The sequence below is a fragment of the Exiguobacterium sp. s102 genome, assembly GCF_018618635.1.
Classification (GTDB): Bacteria; Bacillota; Bacilli; order Exiguobacteriales; family Exiguobacteriaceae; genus Exiguobacterium_A; species Exiguobacterium_A oxidotolerans.
This window is the reverse complement of sequence record NZ_JACSML010000007.1, coordinates 1-21,846: the sequence shown is the minus strand read 5'-3', so window position 1 is coordinate 21,846 and position 21,846 is coordinate 1. Positions and strand designations below refer to the sequence as shown.

The window sequence follows — 21,846 nt, the reverse complement described above, 5'->3', positions numbered from 1 at the left end:
AGGTCACTGTACTGAATGTTGTTCAAAAAAACGCACTTTTATGTGACCGCGAAAAAGACTTTCTAAAAAAAATATCAGAATAACGGTTGACGAAAGCCTGGAAAAAAGAGAGAATGAGAATGTTCTCAATGAGAATGAATATCATTATCTTTACAAGGAGACTACGATGTCGATTATGATTTGGGGAATCCTCCTCGTATGTGTCTCAATCGGCTCCATGTTTGTTGGTGTCGCTGACCTCGATTTAACAGAAATTTTATCTTGGAGCGAGACGGAATGGGAATTGTTCTTGATGAGTCGGATACCACGACTTTTAAGTATCTTATTAGCTGGAGCAGGTATGAGCATTGCGGGATTGATCATGCAACAAATTACACAAAACCGCTTCGTTTCACCGACAACGGCGGGAACGATGGATTTCGCGAAACTCGGAATCGTCGTTTCAATGATTGGCTTTAGTGATGCACATCCACTGATTAAGATGCTCATTTCATTTGGATTTGCGTTTGGTGGTTCGCTCTTGTTCATGCGGATTCTCGAACGGATCAAAATGAAGGACGTCATTTTCATTCCTCTCGTCGGGTTGATGCTCGGCAGTATCGTCGGTGCCTTGACGACGTTTCTCGCATTGCGGTTTAACTTGCTGCAAAGCTTAGAAGGATGGATGCAAGGAAACTTTTCGATGATCACAAAGGGACGCTACGAATTGCTTTACATAACTGTTCCGTTGCTGTTCGTCGCTTATCGTTATGCCCACCGGTTTACGATTGTCGGAATGGGCGAAGAATTTTCACAAAATCTTGGTATCTCCCATAAGCGTGTCATGCAGCTTGGGCTGGCGATTGTTTCATTGATCGCTTCAGCCGTGATTTTATCGGTCGGTGTGATTCCGTTTCTTGGTCTGATTGTGCCGAACTTGATTTCGATTTGGTACGGCGATCACTTACGAAAGACGTTACCGTTGACGGCTCTGTTCGGTGCCTTGTTCGTCCTCGTCTGTGACATTGCGGGCCGCCTGTTGATTGCACCGTATGAGATTCCGATTAGCTTGATGGTCGGGACGATTGGCAGTGGCTTGTTCCTCTACCTCTTGTTTAGGAGGGATCGTTATGGCTTATCGTAAACGGTTGATTTGGCTGGGCGTCCTCGCGTTATTATGCATGGTTGGCTATATGACGTTGAACTTACAAGGGGCACTCGGATATGTCATTCCAAGGCGCTTTACAAAGTTAGCAGCGATGCTTGTCACGAGTGTCGCGATCGGGGTCTCGACCTTGATTTTCCAAACCGTGACGATGAACCGGATTTTGACACCGAACGTCATCGGTCTCGATTCACTGTATATGTTGCTTCAAACCGGACTCTTGTTTTTGTTCGGCAGCTCAATCCTGCTTGAAGTCGGAATCGAAGTCCGCTTCGTCGCAACGATTCTTTTGATGGTCGGTTTTGCGATCGTGCTGTATCAATTGCTGTTCCGAGGGGAAGGGCGGAACGTCTACTTCCTTCTCCTCGTCGGTCTTGTCTTCGGAACGTTTTTCGGTAGCATCACCTCGTTCCTTCAACTGCTGATGGACCCGAACGAATTTCAATTGTTGCAAGATCGCTCGTTCGCAAGCATCAACAACGTCGATTCGGACTTATTGATGTTAGCGACAGTCCTCCTCGTCTTGAATACGGCTTGGCTTTGGCGGTATGTCCGCTTCCTCGACGTATTGGCACTCGGACGCGACCATGCGATTAACTTGGGCATTCCGTATGAAAAAATCGTCAAACGTCTGTTAATCATCGTCGCCATCTATATTTCGATTGCAACGGCTTTAATTGGACCGATTACGTTTTTAGGGCTATTGATTGTCAACGTCGCCTATCAACTCATCCCGACGTACCGCCATCACGCTTTAGCGGTCGCGACAGTTTTACTTGGTGTGATCGCGTTAGTCGGGGGGCAGTTGATTGTCGAGCACGTCTTGAACTTCTCGACGACGCTCAGTGTCATCTTGAACTTGATTGGTGGTAGCTACTTTATTTATCTCTTGCTGAAAGGAGTCAACCGATGATTACGATTGATAACATCACGAAACGGTTCGGAACGAAGACCGTCGTCGAAGAGGCAACGTTCACGATCCCGAAAGGTAAATTGACATCCTTCATCGGACCGAACGGTGCGGGTAAAAGTACGGTCCTCTCAATGATTAGCCGTCTCGCGAAAGCGGATGCGGGCGTCGTCACACTGGAGGGGACGGCAATCAGTCAATTTCCGTCAGATGACTTGGCGAAGCGACTGTCGATTTTAAAACAAAGCAATCACCTCGGACTGCGTGTGACGGTCCGTGAGCTCGTCGGGTTTGGTCGTTTTCCGTATTCGAAAGGACGACTGACCGCCCTTGATCACGAGAAAATCGATCGGGCGATTGCATACGTCGGCCTCGAAGAGATGCAAGATAAACAAATCAACGCCCTCAGCGGAGGTCAGAAGCAACGTGCCTTCATCGCCATGGTAATTGCCCAAGATACGGATTATATCTTGCTCGACGAACCATTGAATAACCTCGACATGCGTCATGCCGTCCAGGTGATGAAGTTACTCCGGAAGCTCGTCGACGAGGAAGATAAAACGATCGTCGTCGTCTTACACGACTTGAACTTCGCATCCGTTTACTCGGATCAGATGGTCGCGATGAAAGAAGGACAAATCGTTGCGACGGGTCCGACAGAGCAATTGATGGAACAGTCGTTACTCGAAAACCTGTATGAAATGGATTTAACGTTGGAACAGATGGATGATCATAAAATTTGCCTCTACTATACTTAACATAAGGGAGATCAATTAACATGAAAAAGTGGTTCTTACTCGTTATTGCAATTTGTGTCGTCGCACTCGGTGCGTGTGGAAAAGGAACAAATGAATCAGCCGCTTCAAGCGACGAAAAAATGACAATCAAACATGAATTAGGTTCAACTGAGGTCGTCAAAGACCCGAAAAAAGTCGTCGTCTTTGATTTTGGTGCACTCGATACACTCGATGAACTCGGTGTCGAAGTGGCAGGTCTACCGAAAGAACTCGTTCCAGCCTATCTTAAGCAATATGAAGCAGAGCAGTATACGAACGTCGGAAGTTTAAAAGAACCAAACTTTGAAGCAATCAGTGAACTTGCACCAGACGTCATCCTGATCTCAGCCCGTCAATCGGAAATGTATAAAGAGTTCAGCAAGATTGCACCGACGATTTATGTAGGAATCGATACACAGGACTACATGACATCGTTCAAAGATAACGTCAACATGCTCGGTGAATTGTTCGGAAAAGAAGCAGAAGCGACAGCTGCATTAAAAGAAGTAGATGAAAAAATCGCGGCAGTCAAAGAGGATGCTAAAGAAGCACCTGAGTCACTTGTCCTGCTCGCAGGGGATAAGAGCATGAGTGCGTTCGGACCGGGCTCTCGTTTTGGCTTGATTTACGATGCATTTGGTTTAAAAGCAATCGATACGACTCTTGATCAAGCCGTCCACGGACAAGATGTCTCGTACGAATACATCGTCAAAAAAAATCCGGGCATCATCTTCGTCATCGATCGTGGAGAAGCAATCGGTGAAGGCGCAACGGCGAAACAAGCGATGGACAATGAATTATTGAAAAACGTCGATGCCGTCAAAAATAATAAGGTCGTCTACTTGAGTGGAGACGTGTGGTATCTGTCCGGTGGCGGTATCCAATCGATCGAAAAGATGTTGGAAGAAATCAAAACAGCACTGTAACAGCAAAAAAGCTCAATCCGTGAAGGACTGAGATTTTCGCGGTTCTAAAGCGATTCGAGACGGATTGCGCTCGCCCGAGGAAAGCAACGAAAAAAGACGCTTGATCTCCCAATAGCACGTTGTCTACAGTCTGAAAGATCAGTCCTTAACGGATTGATCTTTTTTTAAATCGATAGCTTAAAGAATCTTGCCAATCAGTTACTTCGTATTTTGCATGAACGCCTGATAGGCCTCAAAGTCATGATAGACGATGGCACGCGGGGGGAGGGAGCTATTCATCGTCTGATTGACGAGTTGGTTCAAGGCTTGCCGTGACTGACCATAAAAGGTGATGCTCGGTGTCTCCGGTAGTTCCGTGAACTCGAGAGCGTACGACAGGTTGTGCTGGTAGTTTGCCGCATACAACGTATCGACGAGCGTGATGGCGGATAAGCCGTTTCCACCACCGTAGACAGTCCGGTAACTCATTAAGGTCACTTCGCTTGCAAGATCCATCGCCCAGGCACTGACAGGACGTCCGGAGACATCCGTGACCGTAGGAACCAAAACGGAAGAAAGAGTTGCGGTAGCCCTTCCATCGTTGCCCGCTCCTGAAAGGCAGTCAGGATTCGTTGATAAGAAGCGATGACGGCAGATTGATTCGTCGTCCACTCCGGTAGGGGCTACGGTTCGAGATCGACGCTGATTCCATCCGGATGCTGCATCGTCTCACTTTGATACAGGGTAATCCAGGCGAGCGGGTCTTCGGCATTCGGTCGGAAGGTCGCGCCTTCATTCGTAATCCAGCGTGGTTGTCCGAACAGGAAGTAAACTTCAATTCCTGCTGCATGCGCGGCCTCGACGAATGTTCGATAGAGAATCCGGTCCCCCTCCACAGCAACATGAAGATAGACACGCTTCATCTGCCGGTTGGCGAGCTGATTGATTTTCACGGGGATGGACTTCGCTTCCGGAATCGATCACATCACCGTATGGCGCGTGACGGGGAGAGCGGCTTGACCGCTTGACGGCAGCAACAGACTGAAAAACGAGACGCAGACGAGACTGACGAGAAAACTAGTGTTCACTCCGTCTGCATGGTACTCCTACTATCGGTTCGTTTGCTTAAAATCAGTATCCATCAATAGTCTTTGAGACTAGTGCATCAGTTCAAAACCTAGACATTTCACATTGTGAAGTGTATATTAGAAGTTGTTGCTTGACCTCGGAATTACCATTAAAAAGGAAGTGATGCCACAATGCCGTTGTGGAAAAGAAATTTAATCGTCGTGTGGATCGGGAGTTTTTTGACTGCCGCTGCACTCAGTCTCGTTTTACCGTTTTTGCCATTATTCATTGAAGAGCTTGGCGTCGATGGACGTCAGGAGATTACGACCTGGTCCGGGATTGCGTTCGGAGCAACGTTCCTCGTCGCAGCCATCGTCTCACCGATTTGGGGACGCCTTGCCGATAGAAAAGGCCGGAAATTGATGCTGCTCCGGGCAAGCCTCGGCATGTCGATTGTCATGTTTTTAATCAGTTTTGTGCAAGATGTGTATCAGCTTGTTTTCTTACGGCTCGTCATGGGAGCGGTCTCCGGATTCATTTCAGCCGGAATCACCTTGATTGCTTCTCAAACCCCGAAAGAGAAAAGTGGCTGGGCGCTCGGTACATTGTCGACCGGTGGGATTGCCGGTGGGTTGCTCGGACCTCTGATTGGAGGATTCCTTGCCGACATGATTGGGCTTCGACCCGTTTTTCTCTTTACAAGCGTACCGTTGTTTTTGACGTTCCTCGTGACATATTTCTTCGTCAAAGAAGAATTCGTCCCGCTTGAAGTCAAAAAAATGGCTTCCGCGAAAGAAATCATTCAATCACTCCGTCATCCGGAGCTCATCTTGAGTCTATTCTTGACGACGTTCTTGATTCAGTTCGCAGCGCAATCCATCAGTCCGATTCTCTCGCTTTACGTGCGAGAGCTGAGTCCCGGAACGGAACGACTGGCGTTACTGTCGGGTATCGTCGCCTCAGCACCCGGGATTGCGGCATTGATTGCTGCCCAGCGGCTCGGACGACTGTCCGACAAGATTGGGGCGGAACGTGTCTTGTTCGTTGCCTTACTCGTCTTTGCCGCCTTCTTGATTCCGCAAGCGTTCGTCACGGATACGAGTCAATTGATCGTCTTACGGATGGGAATCGGATTTGCGACAGCGGCCTTGATGCCATCGGTCCAAGCACTGCTTCGTAAACACACACCAGCCAATGCGTCCGGACGAATCTTCGGTTACAATCAATCGGCCCAATTCATGGGAAACTTCCTCGGACCGCTCGCCGGTGGTCAAATTGCCGGTCATTTCGGTTTTGAAGCGTTGTTCCTGTTTACCGGTTTGATCGTCATCACGAATGCTGTCCTCGAACGGACGCAAACAGCGGTACTCAGTAAAAAACATTCCTAACACGGAACGCCTCTCCGGTCAGTAACCGGGAGGCGTTTTTTTCATGTCAACGAAAAGAAGTCATCGAGTTTTTGTTGCTCCGAGTGTTCGAGTGTCTTCATCAAAAGGATGGACTGGGCACGTACTTTATAGTCGGCAGAATAATGGAACAGTCCATTGTCGAGTTCCGTGATCGCAAGCGGTTCGATGATCGTCCGTGGATGATCGACATCCTTCAATCGTAACGACAGCTCGATTTGGTGGTCGACGGGCAAGTGAATCAAAGCTTGAATAGTTCAATCAAGAGCTAGGACTTTCGGTTCAACTATTGTTCTCATTACCTTTTTTTGAAAAAAACTCATAATTCAACAGAACCTGACCGATATACTAAACATAAGAGAATTGAACATTAAGTCAATGAGGAGACAAAAACATATGTTACGAGGAATGTACACGGCGTCTGGTGCGATGCAGGCGTTACAGCGGCAACAAGAAATGTTAAGTAACAACCTGGCCAATGCGCGGACGCCTGGCTTCCGCGCCGATCAAGCATCGCTCCGGACGTTTCCGGAGATGATGATTCAACAATCAGGCGTCAATGAACGAACGGGAATTCAATCAAGAGGGACGGTCGGCACGCTCGCGACAGGTGTCTTCATGCAGGCAGCGACGCCGAACTTTGCCCTCGGTTCGATTACGGAAACGGGCAACGCGACGGATCTCCAAATCAGTTCACGGGACGGATCCGCCCTCTTTACCGTCTTACATACGGATCCGCTGACAGGTGGGGAAGAGACGCTTTACACGACGAACGGCCAATTCGCCGTCGGGCAGGATGGTTTGCTCCGGACGACAGAAAATGATCTCGTCCTTGATGCAAACGGTCAGGCGCTGAACGTCGTCAATGAAGACTTCGTTGTCAGCGCAGACGGAGCGGTGACGGACGGAAACGGACAAGCAATCGGAAACCTTGGACTTGTCGTAACGGATCAACCGGAGACACTGGAGCGGACAGGCAACGGTTTATTCCGCTCTCCGGCAGCACTTGCCGCGGGAGACGTCAAAGTCGACCAAGGCGTGCTCGAACTCGGGAACGTCGAAATCGAGCAGACGATGGCTGAGATGAACAGTGGACTTCGTCAGTTCGAAGCCAATCAAAAAGTCATTCAAGCTTACGACCGGACGGCTGAAAAAGCTGTTTCTGAAATCGGTCGCGTTCGTTAATCGGAGGAGGAAGTCATGCAATCACTTTATACATCAGCCAGTACGATGGCTCAATTACAAAAACAACTCGATACGACCGGGCATAATCTCGCGAATGCGAACACGAACGGCTACAAGCGTCGTGATGCACAGTTCAATGAGTTACTCGTCCGCAACATCAGCAACACACCGGGCGGCTTGGAAACAGGTCCTTTGACGACGCCGGTCGATCTTCGTCTTGGTGTCGGTGGGTATGTCGCGAACGAAGCGACACGTTTTACCGTCGGTGCTTTTCAAACGACCGGACGGAATTTGGATGCGGCACTCGGTAATCCGCATCACTTCTTTGGTGTCATCGATGCAGACGGTGTGACGAAATTCACGCGGGACGGCAACTTTGAGTTATCACCGCAAGGCAACGGACAGATGTTGTTGACGGATGATGCGGGACGCTCCGTCATCAATCAAGCGAACGATGCCATCACCTTACCGGAAAATGCGACGGCGATTGAGCTGAACAAAGATGGCAATATCACAGGTGTCCTCAACGGAGAACGTCGTGTCCTTGCCCGCATCGGTGTCGCGGATATTCCGAACCATGGCGAGTTGACGGATGTCGGCGGTGGACTCTATACGGCGACCGGGCAATATCAAAATGCTCAAGGGAACCCGTTGACGGTCGGGACGCTCGAGTCCTCGAACGTCGACATGGGGACGGAAATGACGAACTTGACGCAAATTCAACGCGCCTATCAGTTTAATTCGAAAGCTTTGATGACGACCGATCAGATGATGGGAATCGTCACATCACTCAAATAACGCATCTGCTAAAAGCCGCGCCTTCCGGAATCCGGAAGGCGCGGCTTTCTGATGGAGTCATTTTTTTAAGCTCAGGTAGACCGCTGCCATATCTAAATCGGCTTGGTCTCCCGTGTTCGCCTGTTCATACTGTTCATGTGCTGCTTCTGCCAGCGGTAAACGTAACGTGTACCGTTTCGCGGCGTCCGTGATCAACCCCAAATCCTTCGCCATCAACCGAAGCGGGAAAGCAGGGGGGAACTCTTCTGTTCGGTACATGTCCTGTTTGCCTTGGAAGAGCGGTGTATTCATGCCGGACAAGGAAATCATCTGGATGAGTTTTTCTTTGTCGAGCCCGGCCGCTTCTCCGAGCAGGAACGTTTCAGCAAGTCCCTCACCGACGATGCCGAGCAGGAGATTGATTGCAAGTTTTGCTGCGCTGCCTGTTCCGTGGTCACCGAAATGGATACTTTCTTTACCGAGAACATCGAGATACGGCCGGCATGTCGCAAGTGTCTGTTTGTCACCACCGACGAGCATGACGAGCTGGCCGGCTTCTGCGACACCGACTGAACCAGAGACGGGAGACTCGAGATAGGCGGCACCGGCGCGTTCGATAAGTTGCGCTGCCTGTGTTGATTCCTCGGACGAAATCGTACTCAAGTTGACGACGATTTTGTCCGTCAAGTCGCCTGCGAGCAGCCCGTCTGTTTCGTGAAGGACATGATCAATCGCTTTTCCATCTGCGAGCATGATGAAGATGATGTCCGACTGTTCGACCAGTTCGCGTGGTGAGCGAAGCGACGTTGCGCCTTCCGCGACGAGCGGTGCTGTCTTACTTTCTGTTCGATTGTAGACGTGTAACGGGTGTCCGGCACGGCGAAGGCGTAACGCCATCGGGATACCCATATGACCTAATCCTATCCAACCAAGTTGCATCTGTCTGATTCCTCCTGTATGTGTAGAGTCGCTTTAGCTATTCCCTTTTAGAACCTTATGTTAAACGCGACGTAAGGGGCGTTCTTCTTACCGGCAGACCGTGTTTCACCCGTCCTTGACGGAACCTGAACATGAACAGGTCGTAAAAACCCCCCGCGTCTTAGTGGACACGGGGGTAAAGACTCATTCAGTTTCGTACGTCAAGATGGTGGAAATGACAGCGACCGGAAAACGAATCGTAAAGGTCGAGCCGACACCGACAGTCGATTCAACATCAATCGTTCCGTTATGGTGTTTGACGATTTCTTTACAAATCGATAGACCGAGACCCGTTCCACCAATTTTGCGTGTCTCTGAGTTGTCGACCCGGTAAAACTTATCGAACAACTTCGACATTGCTTCTTGCGGGATGCCCATTCCTTCGTCGTGAATCTTGATTTCAGCGAAACCATCCTGGTGCTGGACTTCGATTGAAACCGTTCCGCCGTCAGGAGAATACTTGATGGCGTTACTGAGTAGATTGTTTAAGAGCTGTTTAATCTTTTCGCTATCGGCGTCAATCATGATCGGTCCGTTACCTGCGAACACTAACGTATGTGTCGTATGCGAGGCACCATAGAAGTCGGTCACGTCATTTGCGAGTTCGACGATGTCGAACGTCGACATCTGATAACGTTGCTCACTCGATTCCATACGCTGGACGTCGAGGAAGTCGTTGACGAGGGTCGTCAGGCGACCTGTTTCCGAATGAATCGTCTGCAAGTACTTTAGCTGACGTTCTTCTTCAAATGATTTGTTGAGCATCAATTCCGTGAAACCGTAAATTGATGAGAGCGGAGTCCGAAGTTCGTGCGAGACGGTCGAGACGAACTCTTCTTTCATCCGGTCCGACTCCGTTTCTTTCGTGACATCCCGTAAGACGAGCATCGTTCCGACCCAAACGTTATTGATTTGAATCCTCTCGGCGTAAATTTGGATATAGGCACTGCGCGCGCGAATCGAGACGACGAGACTATCCTTCGGCAAGTTCTGCTCGACGATTTGTTCGATGTATTGTTCGAACGGTTCTGCTTCATCGATGATGGAAGACAAGGCGGACATCGCTTGACGGAAAGAGGAAAGATTACTTTCATCCTGATGTTCCGTCTGAATTTCCGGGAACAGCTTCATCAACGGTTCGTTGACGAGCAGTTCATCTGATTCATGTTCGATGTAGACGACGGCTTCCCGGATCGAGTTCAACAGTTGTCCTGTTTTGTTCTTTTCATGAATCATTTTTTCGTAAATCCCCATCCGCATCAACGAAAGTGAGAGCTGGTGCGAGAAGGAAAGGATATCGCTCATCTGCTCCGGCGTGAAGGCGTCACGGTACCGGACGAGATAGATGCAGGCGATGATTTTTTCTTCATTCGGATCAAGGATCGGCACGGCGACTTCATACATGTAGTACGGATACGGAAGCGGACTTTCGTGTGCGACCTGTTTAGACGAGTGCACCGGACGTTTTAAGACACGCGCCCGGTGGAACAATGATTGATCTTCGTGGATCAGTTGTTCGACCATATCAGGGGTCATCCCGTATTCAATCGTCGAGCGGACATCGTGTTGATCGAGGAACAGCAAGGCTCCGATTTCCGAATGAGTGATTGAGACGAGCTTCTCGATGATTTCCGGATACGCCGTCAATGTTTCGCGGGATGCGAGCGTCTCCGTCAGTTCATTACGATATTTTAGATGTTGTTCGCTTTGCAGGGTGATTTCGAGTGCTTCTTCGAGTTCTTCCTGCTGCGCTTGCAGCTCTTCCTGCTGCGCAACGAGTTCCTCTTGTTGTGCTTGCAACTCTTCATTCTTCGCCAGCATATGGACTTTATTATCCGCAATCGATGCTGCCATTTGATTGAAGGATGCGGTTAACATGTGTAATTCATCGCGTCGTCTCGGTAAGGGAAGTTCTTTGACGTCTTCACCACTTGCGAGTTGTGCACTGTCCCGAGACAACGAATTAATTTGTTTCGTCACCCGGTTGATGAATGGGCGGACGAGTAAGACAAGAATGATGACGAGGACAAGCAGGTTTGACAGCCAAATGAACTGGGCGATGCGCATTTCATTGAGCAGGCTGGCCTTTGCTTCATCTTCTTCAGTCTGAATGAGGTTTAAATAGTTTGTCAGCAAGGCTTCGATTCCAGCCGTATCGGCTTCACCATCAATTTGACTGTTTGAGCCTTTTAGCGTTCCGTCAGAATTGAATAATTCGCTCCCGTTCGAAAGCGAAGCGAGCGTTTTCGGATCAACGAACTGCTCGTCGACCGAGCCTTCCTGTTTTTGTTCCACGTATTGACGTAACAAGGGGACGGCAGTACCGAAATAATCGTCATATAAGTTTCGTGTCGCAGTTGCGTATTGATCGCCTTGCGTATAGATGGCGTTTTGCTCGAACCAGGTCGTCAAGCGGTTGATTTCATCTTGGTTTGTTTTGACGGCATTGAGCATCGCCGGTGTTCCGAACAAGAGGTATGATTTTACATTGCTCTGTGCAGCGGACCATTCGTATGCCAACGCGTTCGCATTCGTTCTTCGTTCACGTAAGTCATCGAATGTCGCATCGGTTTGACTGATTTTTTGTTCAGTATACGTATAGACGATAGCGGATGTGATGCTGAGTGCGATAAAGACTGCATAAAAAGCAAACATCAATTGTCGACCAATCTTTTGATTAATCCATTTCACGTTCGAATCCTCCATATTCTTTTGTATATGTACGTAAATGTGTGAAGACATATGTAGATTTTACTCTGCTTGTTAGCAGTCATCAAATTTTAACACGCAAAGATGTAAAAAAAATATTATATTTAGATGACGGTCCAGCTTATTTTTTTTCAGGAGGATTAGAAGCAGCCGGATAAAGGAAAACTAACTGAGTGAAAGCTATCATTATTACGTATAGGGAAGTGACAGAATGCAAAAAATGTTTGAAAACAAGTGGTATCGTGGCGCATGGTGGGTCATGACACTGCTCGTCATCGTCTGGGTCGGCAATCACGTGACCTTTTTATTTCGCCCACTCGCCATACTCGGGCAAATGGTCGTCCCGCCACTCGCAATCGCCGGGATTCTTTATTACGTCCTTTTGCCGATCGTCGAGATGCTTGAGAAGAAGATGAGTCGGCGTCCGGCCGTGATGGTCGTCTTGTTCGGATTGATTGGGATTATGACGGCGCTTGGATTTATCTTTGGTCCGTCCTTATCAACACAAATCAGCGAATTCGTCAATTCGATTCCAAACCTCGCGACGGAATTTCAGCGTCAACTCGTCGAAGTCCGGAGTCAGCTTGAAAACAGCAGTATCTTTTCTCGCTTCGTTGGGGGACCGGATGACTTGTTCGATAAATTTTCGACGAATCTCTCCGAGTACGCGTCATCCTTCTTAAAAAATGTCGGGGCAGGGGTCGGCGGGTTTGTCAGCTTAATCACGACGACCGTCATTACAATCATTATCATCCCGATTATGTTGATTTATATGTTGTTAGACGGTCATAAGCTAAAAGGCAATCTGGTTAACATGATGCCGTTTGAATTTCATAAAGAAACGAAGAAAATTTTAGAAGATGTCCATGAAACGATCATGAGCTATATCCGGGGACAGGTCATCGTTAGTATCGGTGTCGGAATCATCGCCTATATCGGATACCTCTTCATCGGCATTGACTATGCGATTTTGTTAGCGATGTTCGCGACATTGACGAACATCATTCCGTTTCTTGGACCAGTCATCGGTGTCATACCGGCCTTGATCGTCGGGTTTATCCAGGATCCGATTCTTGCAATCTATGCCATCATTGTCATGACGGTCGCGCAACAAATCGATTCGCACATCATGTCACCACTCGTTCAAGGAAGGACGCTTGATGTTCACCCGTTGACGATCATCATCGTCCTGCTTGTCGCCGGGAACATCGCCGGCTTCTTCGGGGTCCTACTCGGGGTTCCGTTTTATGCCGTCATGAAAGTTATCATTCTTAACTTGCAACGGCTTTACCATCTCCGGACACAAAAGAAGATGGTCATCACGGATGAGGAAAAGACGTTCGATACCATCATCACAAAAAAAGAATGACTTTTTGAATTATTAACGTCGTTCCTTCATACTAAAGAAGCAGTCTGATGTGTTAGGAAAGGGGTAGTGACAGATGGATCAACGTCAAACAGAAGAACAAGCCGATTTATTAGCCCTGCAAAAGTTTCAGCATAACTTCGAGAACAGCTTAAAGTCGAGCGTCATCTACATTTTACGGGATGGGGCGCTGACGATTGGTGAGATTGAACAGCGAATCGATCAGTCACACAGTCAGATTTTAGAGCAACTTCAAGAGTTGATTGAAGATGGACTCGTGATTCAGCAAATGTCAGAAAAAGTTGATGGATTAGCTTACTTTTTGACAGTTCCAGCAGAAGATTTAATCAGACAATTTAAAGAGTCCATCAAATGGAGTAAACAACACATTACCTTCTAATAAAAAAGGTCATCTTCGAGCTATCAGCTTGAGGATGACCTTTTTTTATTTTGTGGAAATTATATGGGTATAAAAGGCTCTTAAATGAATATGGATTTTTATGGGATATTAAGTAATGAAATAAAATTACAATATAAATTAAGAGATTGAAAATAAAAACGGCTTTAATTTATATTTTTAGAGGTAATTAAGCATTAAAAATACTAGATATTAGGTACTATACTTCTATTATAATTGTAAAAAAATGTATTTTTTATTAGTAAAACCCTGCATAATGATGGGTGTAAGGTAATTTTTCTCAAGAAAAGGAGTGTTCAAATGAACAAGAAAACGCCTGATTTCCGAAAGAAGATGAACCGACACCACAGAAACCACACCAAACGCTTGATCAAACTACTCACAGCCTCCTCACTGGCACTATCCCCAATTTCATTTACTTACACCAAGACAGAAGCATCTGAAAAAAAGTTTCAGCCGCAACAGCAACAATTTGCCTCATCCATTAAAAATTCATTAGCACTTGCTCCAGTAAATCGAGTGAGTCTAGCGGATGTACAATTATTGACAGATGTACAAGTCCGAGCGAATTTAACAGAACAATTAGAAAATTATAATTTAGCACTTGGTTTAACGGGCCGAGGATTGGCCGATGCAGAAATTTTGTCGCCAGAACGTGTCGCCGTCTTTAATATTCCGGATCTCGCGGGCAAAATGACGGCGAACGGCAATGCCGACGTGAGCGTAGAACTATTGCCAATCACACTGGAAGACTTGCCGACGCTTAAAGGTCAACTTGATCCTTTAACGACGAGTGTCAATGGCCTTGTCGGAGATTTGGTCACTGAAATTGACATAATTTTAGACAACCCGCTGACAAGCCCGCTTTTAAATGTCCAAGGATTAAATGAACTAGAAGATGCGTTGGCTGCACTCAATAATTTGGACGTAGCATTGTCTGATTTGCTTGACTACAATGGGCAGGCCCCGGTGACTGTCAATGCTGATGGCACGATCGTTGTCAATTTCAGCGATGGATTAGGACAACATCTTGAAACTGCAGTCCAGCAAGTAGTGCAACAAGCGCTACAAGACTTAGTGGATGCAATTACGAATCTTCAATTGACGGGAATATTAGGATCATCACTGAACTTTGTGCTAACTCCTGTAAAAGAGTTGTTACCATCTGTTAATGGCTTACTAACAGCAGTCGCGAACGATACGGTCAACTTATCGAATGAACTAGTCGGCGTTCAGGTTCTTGGACCGACGACGGTCGACTTAAATGTGCTCGTCGACAAGCCAGCGGGTGTTGATGGTGAAATTGTCGTTACGGGATCAGCCGTCAGTACTACAGCGATTGATGCTGAGTTATTAAGTGATTTAGATGGTCAAACGACGATTGTGTTTGATGAAGAAGGCGATGCTGATGCTGACGCCGATGCGGATGCTGACGCCGATGCGGATGCTGATGCGGACGCTGACGCTGACGCTGACGCTGATGCGGATGCCGACGCGGATGCTGACGCCGATGCCGATGCGGATGCTGATGCCGACGCGGATGCGGATGCTGACGCGGACGCTGACGCCGACGCTGATGCTGACGCCGATGCTGACGCTGATGCGGATGCCGATGCCGATGCTGACGCCGATGCTGACGCGGATGCCGATGCTGACGCCGATGCTGACGCCGACGCCGATGCGGATGCGGATGCTGACGCCGATGCTGACGCTGACGCGGATGCTGACGCCGATGCGGATGCCGACGCTGATGCGGATGCGGATGCCGACGCTGATGCCGATGCGGACGCCGATGCCGATGCGGATGCCGATGCCGATGCGGATGCTGACGCCGACGCGGATGCTGACGCCGACGCCGATGCGGATGCGGATGCTGACGCCGACGCGGATGCTGACGCTGATGCCGATGCGGATGCTGATGCGGACGCCGACGCCGATGCTGACGCCGATGCGGATGCCGATGCGGATGCCGATGCCGATGCTGACGCCGACGCGGATGCCGATGCCGATGCCGACGCGGATGCCGATGCGGATGCCGATGCTGACGCCGACGCGGATGCTGACGCCGACGCCGATGCGGATGCCGACGCGGATGCCGATGCGGATGCCGATGCCGATGCGGATGCCGACGCGGACGCCGATGCTGACGCCGACGCCGATGCGGATGCGGATGCGGATGCTGATGCGGATGCTGACGCCGATGCTGACGCTGACGCTGACGCAGATGCGGATGCCGATGCAGATGCTGACGCTGATGCGGATGCCGATGCCGATGCGGATGCCGACGCTGATGCTGACGCCGATGCGGATGCCGACGCGGACGCTGATGCTGACGCCGATGCTGACGCTGATGCGGATGCCGATGCCGATGCCGATGCTGACGCCGATGCCGATGCTGACGCCGATGCCGATGCCGATGCGGACGCTGATGCGGATGCCGATGCGGACGCTGACGCCGATGCGGACGCGGATGCGGACGCCGATGCTGATGCCGATGCGGATGCTGATGCTGACGCCGATGCGGATGCCGACGCCGACGCGGATGCGGACGCCGATGCTGACGCGGATGCGGATGCCGATGCGGATGCTGACGCCGATGCGGATGCTGACGCCGATGCGGATGCTGACGCGGATGCCGATGCTGACGCCGATGCTGACGCCGATGCTGACGCCGACGCCGACGCGGATGCGGATGCGGATGCGGATGCGGATGCGGACGCTGACGCCGATGCCGATGCCGATAAAGACGGGGATAAAGATCAAGACCATGTTGTTGTTCCAGCACCAACAAACAAACCAACCCGTCCAATCAATACGGGAGTGATCAGTAAACCGACGATGCCGTCGAACTTAGGGGTTGTACAGAAAAAAGCGTCTGTACTTTCGAAACCGGTAACCCGACCGATTGCAAGTAAGCTTCCGAACACATCAGAAAATCTTTTCCTTGTTTCAATGATGGGTATGTTGGCGGTAGTAACCGGATTGTTTGCAAAACTATTCCGTCGCCGTCCCCAGCAATAAGCAGACCGATTAAATAACAGTCATTGTAGCGGAGGGGAAACTCTCTGCTGCAATTTTCATTATTTTTGAAGGGGTGACTTCGGATGGAATTGATGAACCGGATAGAACGAATCGAAGAACGAGTTTTCGTGCTAATGAAAGAAGATCAGGCAACTTACTTTTTAAATCAACGCCTCACCGTTTTTCTATCAGTCGGGACGAAGAAACGCCGTGCACGGGTCCATACATTTCGTGGGAAACGAATGGCGAGTATCTTTCAAAAAATCAAAAACTTCTTACTTGAACATCCCGTCGACTACGACTGGATTAAAGTAGATGTTGCAAAGAATTTTCATTTTTGTTCATTCGCAGAATTAAACGATCAACTTCGTGCAACACGTAAGAATTATTTTCGAAGAGGCATCGCTTTTGATGCTCGCTTCACGTGTGCTTTTTTAGAAGAAGAACTAAATGGGAATGCGATGTTGACGCCGGACAAGGACACGCCGGAACTCCGGGTGAATTTGAAGAACATGACACGATATGTTGAACAGCAGCGTCGAAAAATACCCCGCTTCATCTTTACGGATGAAACGAGCTGTATCTTGTTTGAGACGACGAGCGTCTTCAGTGAAGAGGAGCCGATCGTCATCGAAATGACAGGGACAGTGGAAAAAATCAGAACCTCTCCACGCACCACTCCCTTTGAAATCAAAACGGTCGTCACGCAAGCGAGTGATTACTTAGCTCGCCAAGTTCAGGCGGATGGCCGCTTCATATATGGTTACTTTTCATGTTTTGACAAAACGATTCAATTTTACAACAGCTTACGGCATGCGAGTACACTTTACTCGATGATTGAAGCGTATGCAGTCCGACCGGACGTGACACTTCAACACGCAATCGATCGCGCGAAAAACTATCTCATCGAGCACTTGATCGTTCAACCGAACGAATCGGCCTATGTCGTCGATTGGGAGCAGGATGCGGAAATTAAGCTCGGTGCCAATGCCGCGGCGATCTTAGCGTTGACGAAATACATGACGACGTTCAAGTCGCGTCGCGAACTCGCGCTGTGCCGCGCCCTTGCGAACGGAATTGTAGGGTTGCAGCAGCCGGCAGGCAACTTCAACCATGTGTTATCGTATCCGTCGCTTGCACTGAAAGAGGCGTTTCGGATTATCTATTACGAAGGTGAAGCGACGTTTGCGCTGCTTCGTCTATACGAGCTCGATCGACAAGAACAGTGGTTGACGAGTGTGACGCAAGCGTTCGACTACTTTATCGCGCACGATTACTGGAAGCAACATGACCACTGGCTCAGCTACAGCGTCAATGAACTGACGAAGTATGTCCCGGATGAACGGTACTATCGGTTCGGACTTCAAAATGTCGAACAAAAGCTTGATTTCATTCATCACCGCGAGACGACGTATCCGACGTTTCTTGAGTTGATGCTGGCGGCCCGCGAGATGATCGGCCGGATGCAAGCGGACGGGCAGACGGACTTATTGACGACGTTTCCGCTCGACTGGCTCGAAGCGACGATTGAACGCCGGATGCAGTATCAATTGACTGGTTTTTACTACCCGGAAGTCGCGATGTATATGAAAGTACCGGAGCGCATACTCGGTAGTTTCTACATCCGTCACCACTCCTTCCGCGTCCGGATTGATGATGTCGAGCATAATATCTCCGGGTACTGTCGTGCACTCGAACAAATCCGTCAGAAGGAGGTCGTAAAAGGATGAGACGACACGTCTCGACACTCTTGCTCATCATCGGTTTTCTCCTGTTAGGTTACGTCGGATATCAGAAATTCACGATTGATCGAACGTTGTCCACCGAACTGGAAAAGGCGAAAGCCGTTGTCGTGGAGGCGGAGGAACAGAAGAAGACGGCTGAACCAGAGGCAACGGACACGGAGGCGGTGCCGGTCACGTTTAAAGAAGGCGAGACGCTTGGTTTCTTAAGCATTAAATCGCTCGACATGGAATTACCGCTCCTCGAAGGGGTAACGGACAAAACGCTTGCGAAAGGAGTCGGGCACCACCCGGACACGGCTTTTCCTGGACAGGGTGACCGAATCTTCATCGCCGGGCATAACGATACGACGTTTTCAAAAATCAGTGAGCTCGAACCGGGTGATGAGGTCGAACTCTATTTGGCGGATGGATCATACCGCTATGTCATGCGGTCGAGTGAAATCGTCGACGATGAAGATACACGCGTCTTGGCAGCGACAGGAACGGAGTCGCTCGTCATCTCGACCTGTTACCCGTTTTATAACATTGCGAACAGTACGGAACGCTATTTGATTTTCTTAGAACCGATTGAGTAGGGGGAGACGGACATGACAAGAATCGGCATATTACGCTTGAACGATAAACCACAATTTCGTGATAAAATCGCCTGTGTCGTCGCAGCATCGATGGGGATTGAAGCGTTTTTCTTCCGGCCGCAGGATATCGACTTTGAGAAGCGGATGATTCGGGGGATGCACTTTTTGGATGACCGCTGGCATAACGGCTTGTGCGAATTTCCGGATGTCGTCTACAATCACCTGCCGTTGACGGACGAGCAAAAAGACATCTTTTCGCGCTTGGCCGACGAGATTCCGTTTACGACACACCGGATCGGCAACAAAAACGTCGTCCTGAAAAAACTTGCGGCTGACGGAACGTTCAAACAATATTTGATTCCGATGCACCGGATTCGTGCGGGGAAGGATTTGATCGCTCTACTGGAACGGTACGGGAAAATTATTTTCAAACCGGCTAACGGCAAGCAAGGGCAACGGATTTATACGATTGAACAGGTCGGCCCGGATCAGTATACGTTCGATTATCTTTTACAAAGTAACACCTGTTCGACAGGACAATTGATCGACCGTATCGAAGAAGAGATTCAACGGAACCCGATGATTGTCCAACCGTTCATCGCTTCGGAAACCATCCACGGACATTCCTATTGTATGCGGATCCATGTCGCAAAAGGGGCGAATGGAACGTGGAAGCTCGTCAAGTTCTTTCCTTTCGTCAGTAACAACAAGCAAGAGTCCGTTAGTCACTTGAGTCACGGTGCCTTTTCGACGACGCGGATGGATATCTTCATGAAGCAAAACTATCCGGAGCAACACGAAGAAATTTCCCGGCAGATTGTGTTGTTCGCCCGTCGCTTCCCGGCATATTTCGAGTCGTTTTATGATTACCCGCTCGATGCGCTCGGCATCGATGTCGGGATTGGAGCGGACGGGAAGATTTATCTGTATGAAGTAAACAGTCTGCCGGGGACGCGTTACGTTGAATTCCAGGCAGAATATTTAGCGATTCAGTACTGTGATTTTTTAGCGAAGCAACCGTACACCGCCAGCAATGGATTGAAGGCGGGCTGGATGAAACAGCGGGTGCGCGCTTAGAGAAGAGGTGACGTGTGAAGACGTTCTTGTTTTATTTGATGACGGCGGCGCTAGTCGTCATCATCCTTGCGAAATTCATGGTCCCGTTGCTCGGTTTTTTCGAGGCGGACGAACCGAAGCCGCAGACGGACCGGACGAGCCTGCGTCTCACGGAAGCCCAGCTAAAACAATTTGATCGGGAAGACCGGATTGGCGTCAGTTACGAGATGGCCGGACTCTCGCTCAAGACGCTTGCCGTCAAGCGGATGGACGCGACCCGTCAAACACCGCTCTTGCTTGTAAACGTTCAAAAAGAAAAAGTCCTACAGGTCGGTGGTGAGGCGAATCGTCTGCTCGCGATTACCGTCAAAATCAAAAATCAATCCGCCGATTCGATTGAGATCGCCCCGAAGCTCGGAGAATACGAAACAGATGGGCGTATCGTGACGATCGCCGATCAGTTTAATGCATTAAATGGAACGTATCAGAGTGGGGAAGAACGAATCGGAATTGTCTTCATTCCGACGACGGAAACGAAAATCAGACCGGGGCGGCTCCATGTATTTTATGAGACGGCGTCCGGGGATAAACAATTACGGATTTCCCTGGACGAAAGTACAGACTAAAAAGATCTTACGCTCGAATTGAACGTAAGATCTTTTTGTTGTGCTTATTTTTGAGTGACACTAAACGCTTCTGGTGACTCGATGCCTGCTTTATTGACGGCTGTGATGATGAAGCGACCTGTCGCATCTTCCGGAAGCGGGAACGCTTTCCGTTCAATCGATTCCGTTGAACCGAGTTTTTTCCGTTTTCCATCTTGTTCTTGATAGATGTTATACGTCACGACTTCATCGTCTTTTGAAGCATACCAGTTCACGAAGCCACCGCTGATGCGGACGTTGGTGGCTGGTTTTGGTGGTGTGTTGACGGGATCGGATGCTTTCTCATCAAGCTCGGTGAACACGACGAGACGGTTGTCATACGTCCCTGCATTTTGGTCGTACGTACCGATACACGTAATTAAGTTCAAGTTACGGGTGTCGGCAGCACCGAAGATTTTTTCGAGTGGGGCATCGAGATGATCATACTCGACGAGTTTCTTGACGCGGAAGACGAGCAGGCGTCCAGATTCATCTTTGATTTTAATAGCGTCACCTTTTTTAAGTTCGTGCAGCTTGTAGAAGACGGCAGGACCGGTTTTTGTATCCGTATGTCCGTCGATGACGGCATTACCGATGTCACCTGGTCGTGGTCCGAATTTATACCACCCGACTTGTTGTTCATTTTTCGGAGTCCCCATCGCTCCTTTTTTATCGAGACCGACTTGTTCGATGTTCGTTTTAACGTCGAGGGCGTCGATCGTCAATGTCTTCGGAAGTTCGACTTCATTGGTTGAGAGGGTCTTAAATTCTTTTTTAAAGATTTCGGATGGTTTGAGTGGATCCTCCTGTGTCCCGGAAGAAGCCGCGGATTGTGAATCAGCCGTACCTTGCGTGATGTTCGTTTCTGTGTCGCTCGTGTTTCCGAATAATAAGAAAATCAGTGTGCCGACTGAAGCGAGCATCAGGACGATACTGATCGGGAATAACCATTTTTTCAAAACACGTCACTCCTTTCCGAGAGGAAGACCTCTCTATGTAAGAAAAAGGATAGTGCCGAGGGCGCTATCCTTTTTAGTATACCCGATTTCTTATGCGTTTTGACGTTTGCGTGCAACGACGATTCCAGCTGCACCGAGTGCAAGACCGAAGAGTGCGAGTGCACCTGTTGTTGCGTTGTTGCTTGTGTCGCTCATGCCGCCGTT

21 protein-coding genes are annotated in these 21,846 nt (G+C 49.1%); 14 read left to right on the top strand and 7 right to left on the bottom strand.

Features of this window, described 5'->3' with window-relative positions:
• The first annotated feature begins 166 nt into the window (after positions 1-166).
• The 4 genes from KNQ02_RS13700 to KNQ02_RS13685 are packed head-to-tail and all read left to right on the top strand — an operon-like array spanning position 167 to position 3,756.
• Positions 167-1,123, top strand: coding sequence for an ABC transporter permease (locus KNQ02_RS13700; protein ID WP_088837963.1), 957 nt, complete (start codon positions 167-169; stop codon positions 1,121-1,123).
• Entirely contained in the window at positions 1,110-2,057 is a 948-nt protein-coding gene (locus KNQ02_RS13695; RefSeq protein ID WP_214808880.1) for an iron chelate uptake ABC transporter family permease subunit, read from the top strand. Before KNQ02_RS13700 ends, KNQ02_RS13695 begins: the two co-directional genes overlap by 14 nt.
• On the top strand, positions 2,054-2,812 hold the full coding sequence (locus KNQ02_RS13690; protein ID WP_214771004.1) for an iron ABC transporter ATP-binding protein: 759 nt from the start codon (positions 2,054-2,056) through the stop codon (positions 2,810-2,812). The genes KNQ02_RS13695 and KNQ02_RS13690 overlap by 4 nt, the downstream gene beginning before the upstream one ends.
• A gap of 20 nt (positions 2,813-2,832) precedes the next feature.
• A complete protein-coding gene (locus tag KNQ02_RS13685) occupies positions 2,833-3,756 on the top strand; it encodes a siderophore ABC transporter substrate-binding protein (protein WP_088837960.1) in 924 nt (307 codons plus the stop codon).
• Positions 3,757-3,954: 198 nt separating this feature from the next.
• On the opposite strand, the gene KNQ02_RS15680 is transcribed toward KNQ02_RS13685, so the two are convergent.
• Together KNQ02_RS15680 and KNQ02_RS15675 are read right to left on the bottom strand one after the other, a co-directional pair.
• Entirely contained in the window at positions 3,955-4,251 is a 297-nt protein-coding gene (locus KNQ02_RS15680; protein ID WP_251135091.1) for a hypothetical protein, read from the bottom strand.
• Positions 4,252-4,418: 167 nt separating this feature from the next.
• The gene (locus tag KNQ02_RS15675) at positions 4,419-4,688 is read right to left on the bottom strand and encodes a hypothetical protein (RefSeq protein WP_251133103.1); all 270 of its coding nucleotides are present in this window, start codon (positions 4,686-4,688) and stop codon (positions 4,419-4,421) included.
• Between the two features lie 306 nt (positions 4,689-4,994).
• Here KNQ02_RS15675 and KNQ02_RS13675 point away from each other — a divergent pair, with 306 nt between their 5' ends.
• Complete coding sequence (locus KNQ02_RS13675) at positions 4,995-6,191, top strand: multidrug efflux MFS transporter (RefSeq protein WP_088837959.1); 1,197 nt, start codon at positions 4,995-4,997, stop codon at positions 6,189-6,191.
• 41 nt (positions 6,192-6,232) lie between these two features.
• Here KNQ02_RS13675 and KNQ02_RS13670 read toward each other — a convergent pair whose 3' ends face one another.
• Complete coding sequence (locus KNQ02_RS13670) at positions 6,233-6,454, bottom strand: hypothetical protein (protein WP_251135090.1); 222 nt, start codon at positions 6,452-6,454, stop codon at positions 6,233-6,235.
• Between the two features lie 151 nt (positions 6,455-6,605).
• On the opposite strand from KNQ02_RS13670, the gene KNQ02_RS13665 reads away from it, so the two are divergent.
• The gene (locus tag KNQ02_RS13665; RefSeq protein ID WP_029331728.1) at positions 6,606-7,394 is read left to right on the top strand and encodes a flagellar hook-basal body protein; all 789 of its coding nucleotides are present in this window, start codon (positions 6,606-6,608) and stop codon (positions 7,392-7,394) included.
• Positions 7,395-7,409: 15 nt separating this feature from the next.
• Positions 7,410-8,192: a flagellar hook-basal body protein gene (locus tag KNQ02_RS13660; protein WP_159173323.1), complete on the top strand. Its 783-nt coding sequence runs from the start codon at positions 7,410-7,412 to the stop codon at positions 8,190-8,192.
• A gap of 57 nt (positions 8,193-8,249) precedes the next feature.
• Here the strand turns inward: KNQ02_RS13660 and KNQ02_RS13655 are convergent, their stop codons facing one another.
• Together KNQ02_RS13655 and KNQ02_RS13650 are read right to left on the bottom strand one after the other, a co-directional pair.
• Positions 8,250-9,110: an NAD(P)-dependent oxidoreductase gene (locus KNQ02_RS13655; RefSeq protein ID WP_214771010.1), complete on the bottom strand. Its 861-nt coding sequence runs from the start codon at positions 9,108-9,110 to the stop codon at positions 8,250-8,252.
• A 183-nt stretch (positions 9,111-9,293) separates the two neighbouring features.
• Complete coding sequence (locus tag KNQ02_RS13650; protein ID WP_214767749.1) at positions 9,294-11,840, bottom strand: ATP-binding protein; 2,547 nt, start codon at positions 11,838-11,840, stop codon at positions 9,294-9,296.
• A 229-nt stretch (positions 11,841-12,069) separates the two neighbouring features.
• Between KNQ02_RS13650 and KNQ02_RS13645 the strand changes: the two genes are divergently transcribed.
• The 7 genes from KNQ02_RS13645 (at position 12,070) to KNQ02_RS13615 (ending at position 20,665) form a co-directional block, all read left to right on the top strand.
• Positions 12,070-13,227 carry an AI-2E family transporter gene (locus KNQ02_RS13645; RefSeq protein ID WP_088837953.1) on the top strand — a complete coding sequence of 386 codons (1,158 nt, stop codon included), beginning with the start codon at positions 12,070-12,072 and terminating at the stop codon, positions 13,225-13,227.
• 73 nt (positions 13,228-13,300) lie between these two features.
• Positions 13,301-13,624: a winged helix-turn-helix transcriptional regulator gene (locus tag KNQ02_RS13640; RefSeq protein ID WP_088837952.1), complete on the top strand. Its 324-nt coding sequence runs from the start codon at positions 13,301-13,303 to the stop codon at positions 13,622-13,624.
• 318 nt (positions 13,625-13,942) lie between these two features.
• Positions 13,943-16,663 (top strand): adhesive domain-containing protein, encoded by a 2,721-nt coding sequence (locus tag KNQ02_RS13635; protein ID WP_214808878.1) that lies wholly within the window; start codon positions 13,943-13,945, stop codon positions 16,661-16,663.
• Positions 16,664-16,746: 83 nt separating this feature from the next.
• A complete protein-coding gene (locus KNQ02_RS13630) occupies positions 16,747-18,393 on the top strand; it encodes a hypothetical protein (protein WP_214808876.1) in 1,647 nt (548 codons plus the stop codon).
• Positions 18,390-18,983 carry a class D sortase gene (locus KNQ02_RS13625; protein ID WP_214808874.1) on the top strand — a complete coding sequence of 198 codons (594 nt, stop codon included), beginning with the start codon at positions 18,390-18,392 and terminating at the stop codon, positions 18,981-18,983. The genes KNQ02_RS13630 and KNQ02_RS13625 overlap by 4 nt, the downstream gene beginning before the upstream one ends.
• Positions 18,984-18,995: 12 nt before the next feature.
• A complete protein-coding gene (locus KNQ02_RS13620; RefSeq protein ID WP_088837948.1) occupies positions 18,996-20,060 on the top strand; it encodes a YheC/YheD family protein in 1,065 nt (354 codons plus the stop codon).
• Between the two features lie 14 nt (positions 20,061-20,074).
• Complete coding sequence (locus KNQ02_RS13615; protein ID WP_214771831.1) at positions 20,075-20,665, top strand: hypothetical protein; 591 nt, start codon at positions 20,075-20,077, stop codon at positions 20,663-20,665.
• Positions 20,666-20,709: 44 nt separating this feature from the next.
• On the opposite strand, the gene KNQ02_RS13610 is transcribed toward KNQ02_RS13615, so the two are convergent.
• Positions 20,710-21,642 (bottom strand): class F sortase, encoded by a 933-nt coding sequence (locus KNQ02_RS13610; RefSeq protein ID WP_214767737.1) that lies wholly within the window; start codon positions 21,640-21,642, stop codon positions 20,710-20,712.
• A 90-nt stretch (positions 21,643-21,732) separates the two neighbouring features.
• Positions 21,733-21,837 carry an LPXTG cell wall anchor domain-containing protein gene (locus KNQ02_RS15840; RefSeq protein WP_251132098.1) on the bottom strand — a complete coding sequence of 35 codons (105 nt, stop codon included), beginning with the start codon at positions 21,835-21,837 and terminating at the stop codon, positions 21,733-21,735.
• Positions 21,838-21,846: the final 9 nt, after the last annotated feature.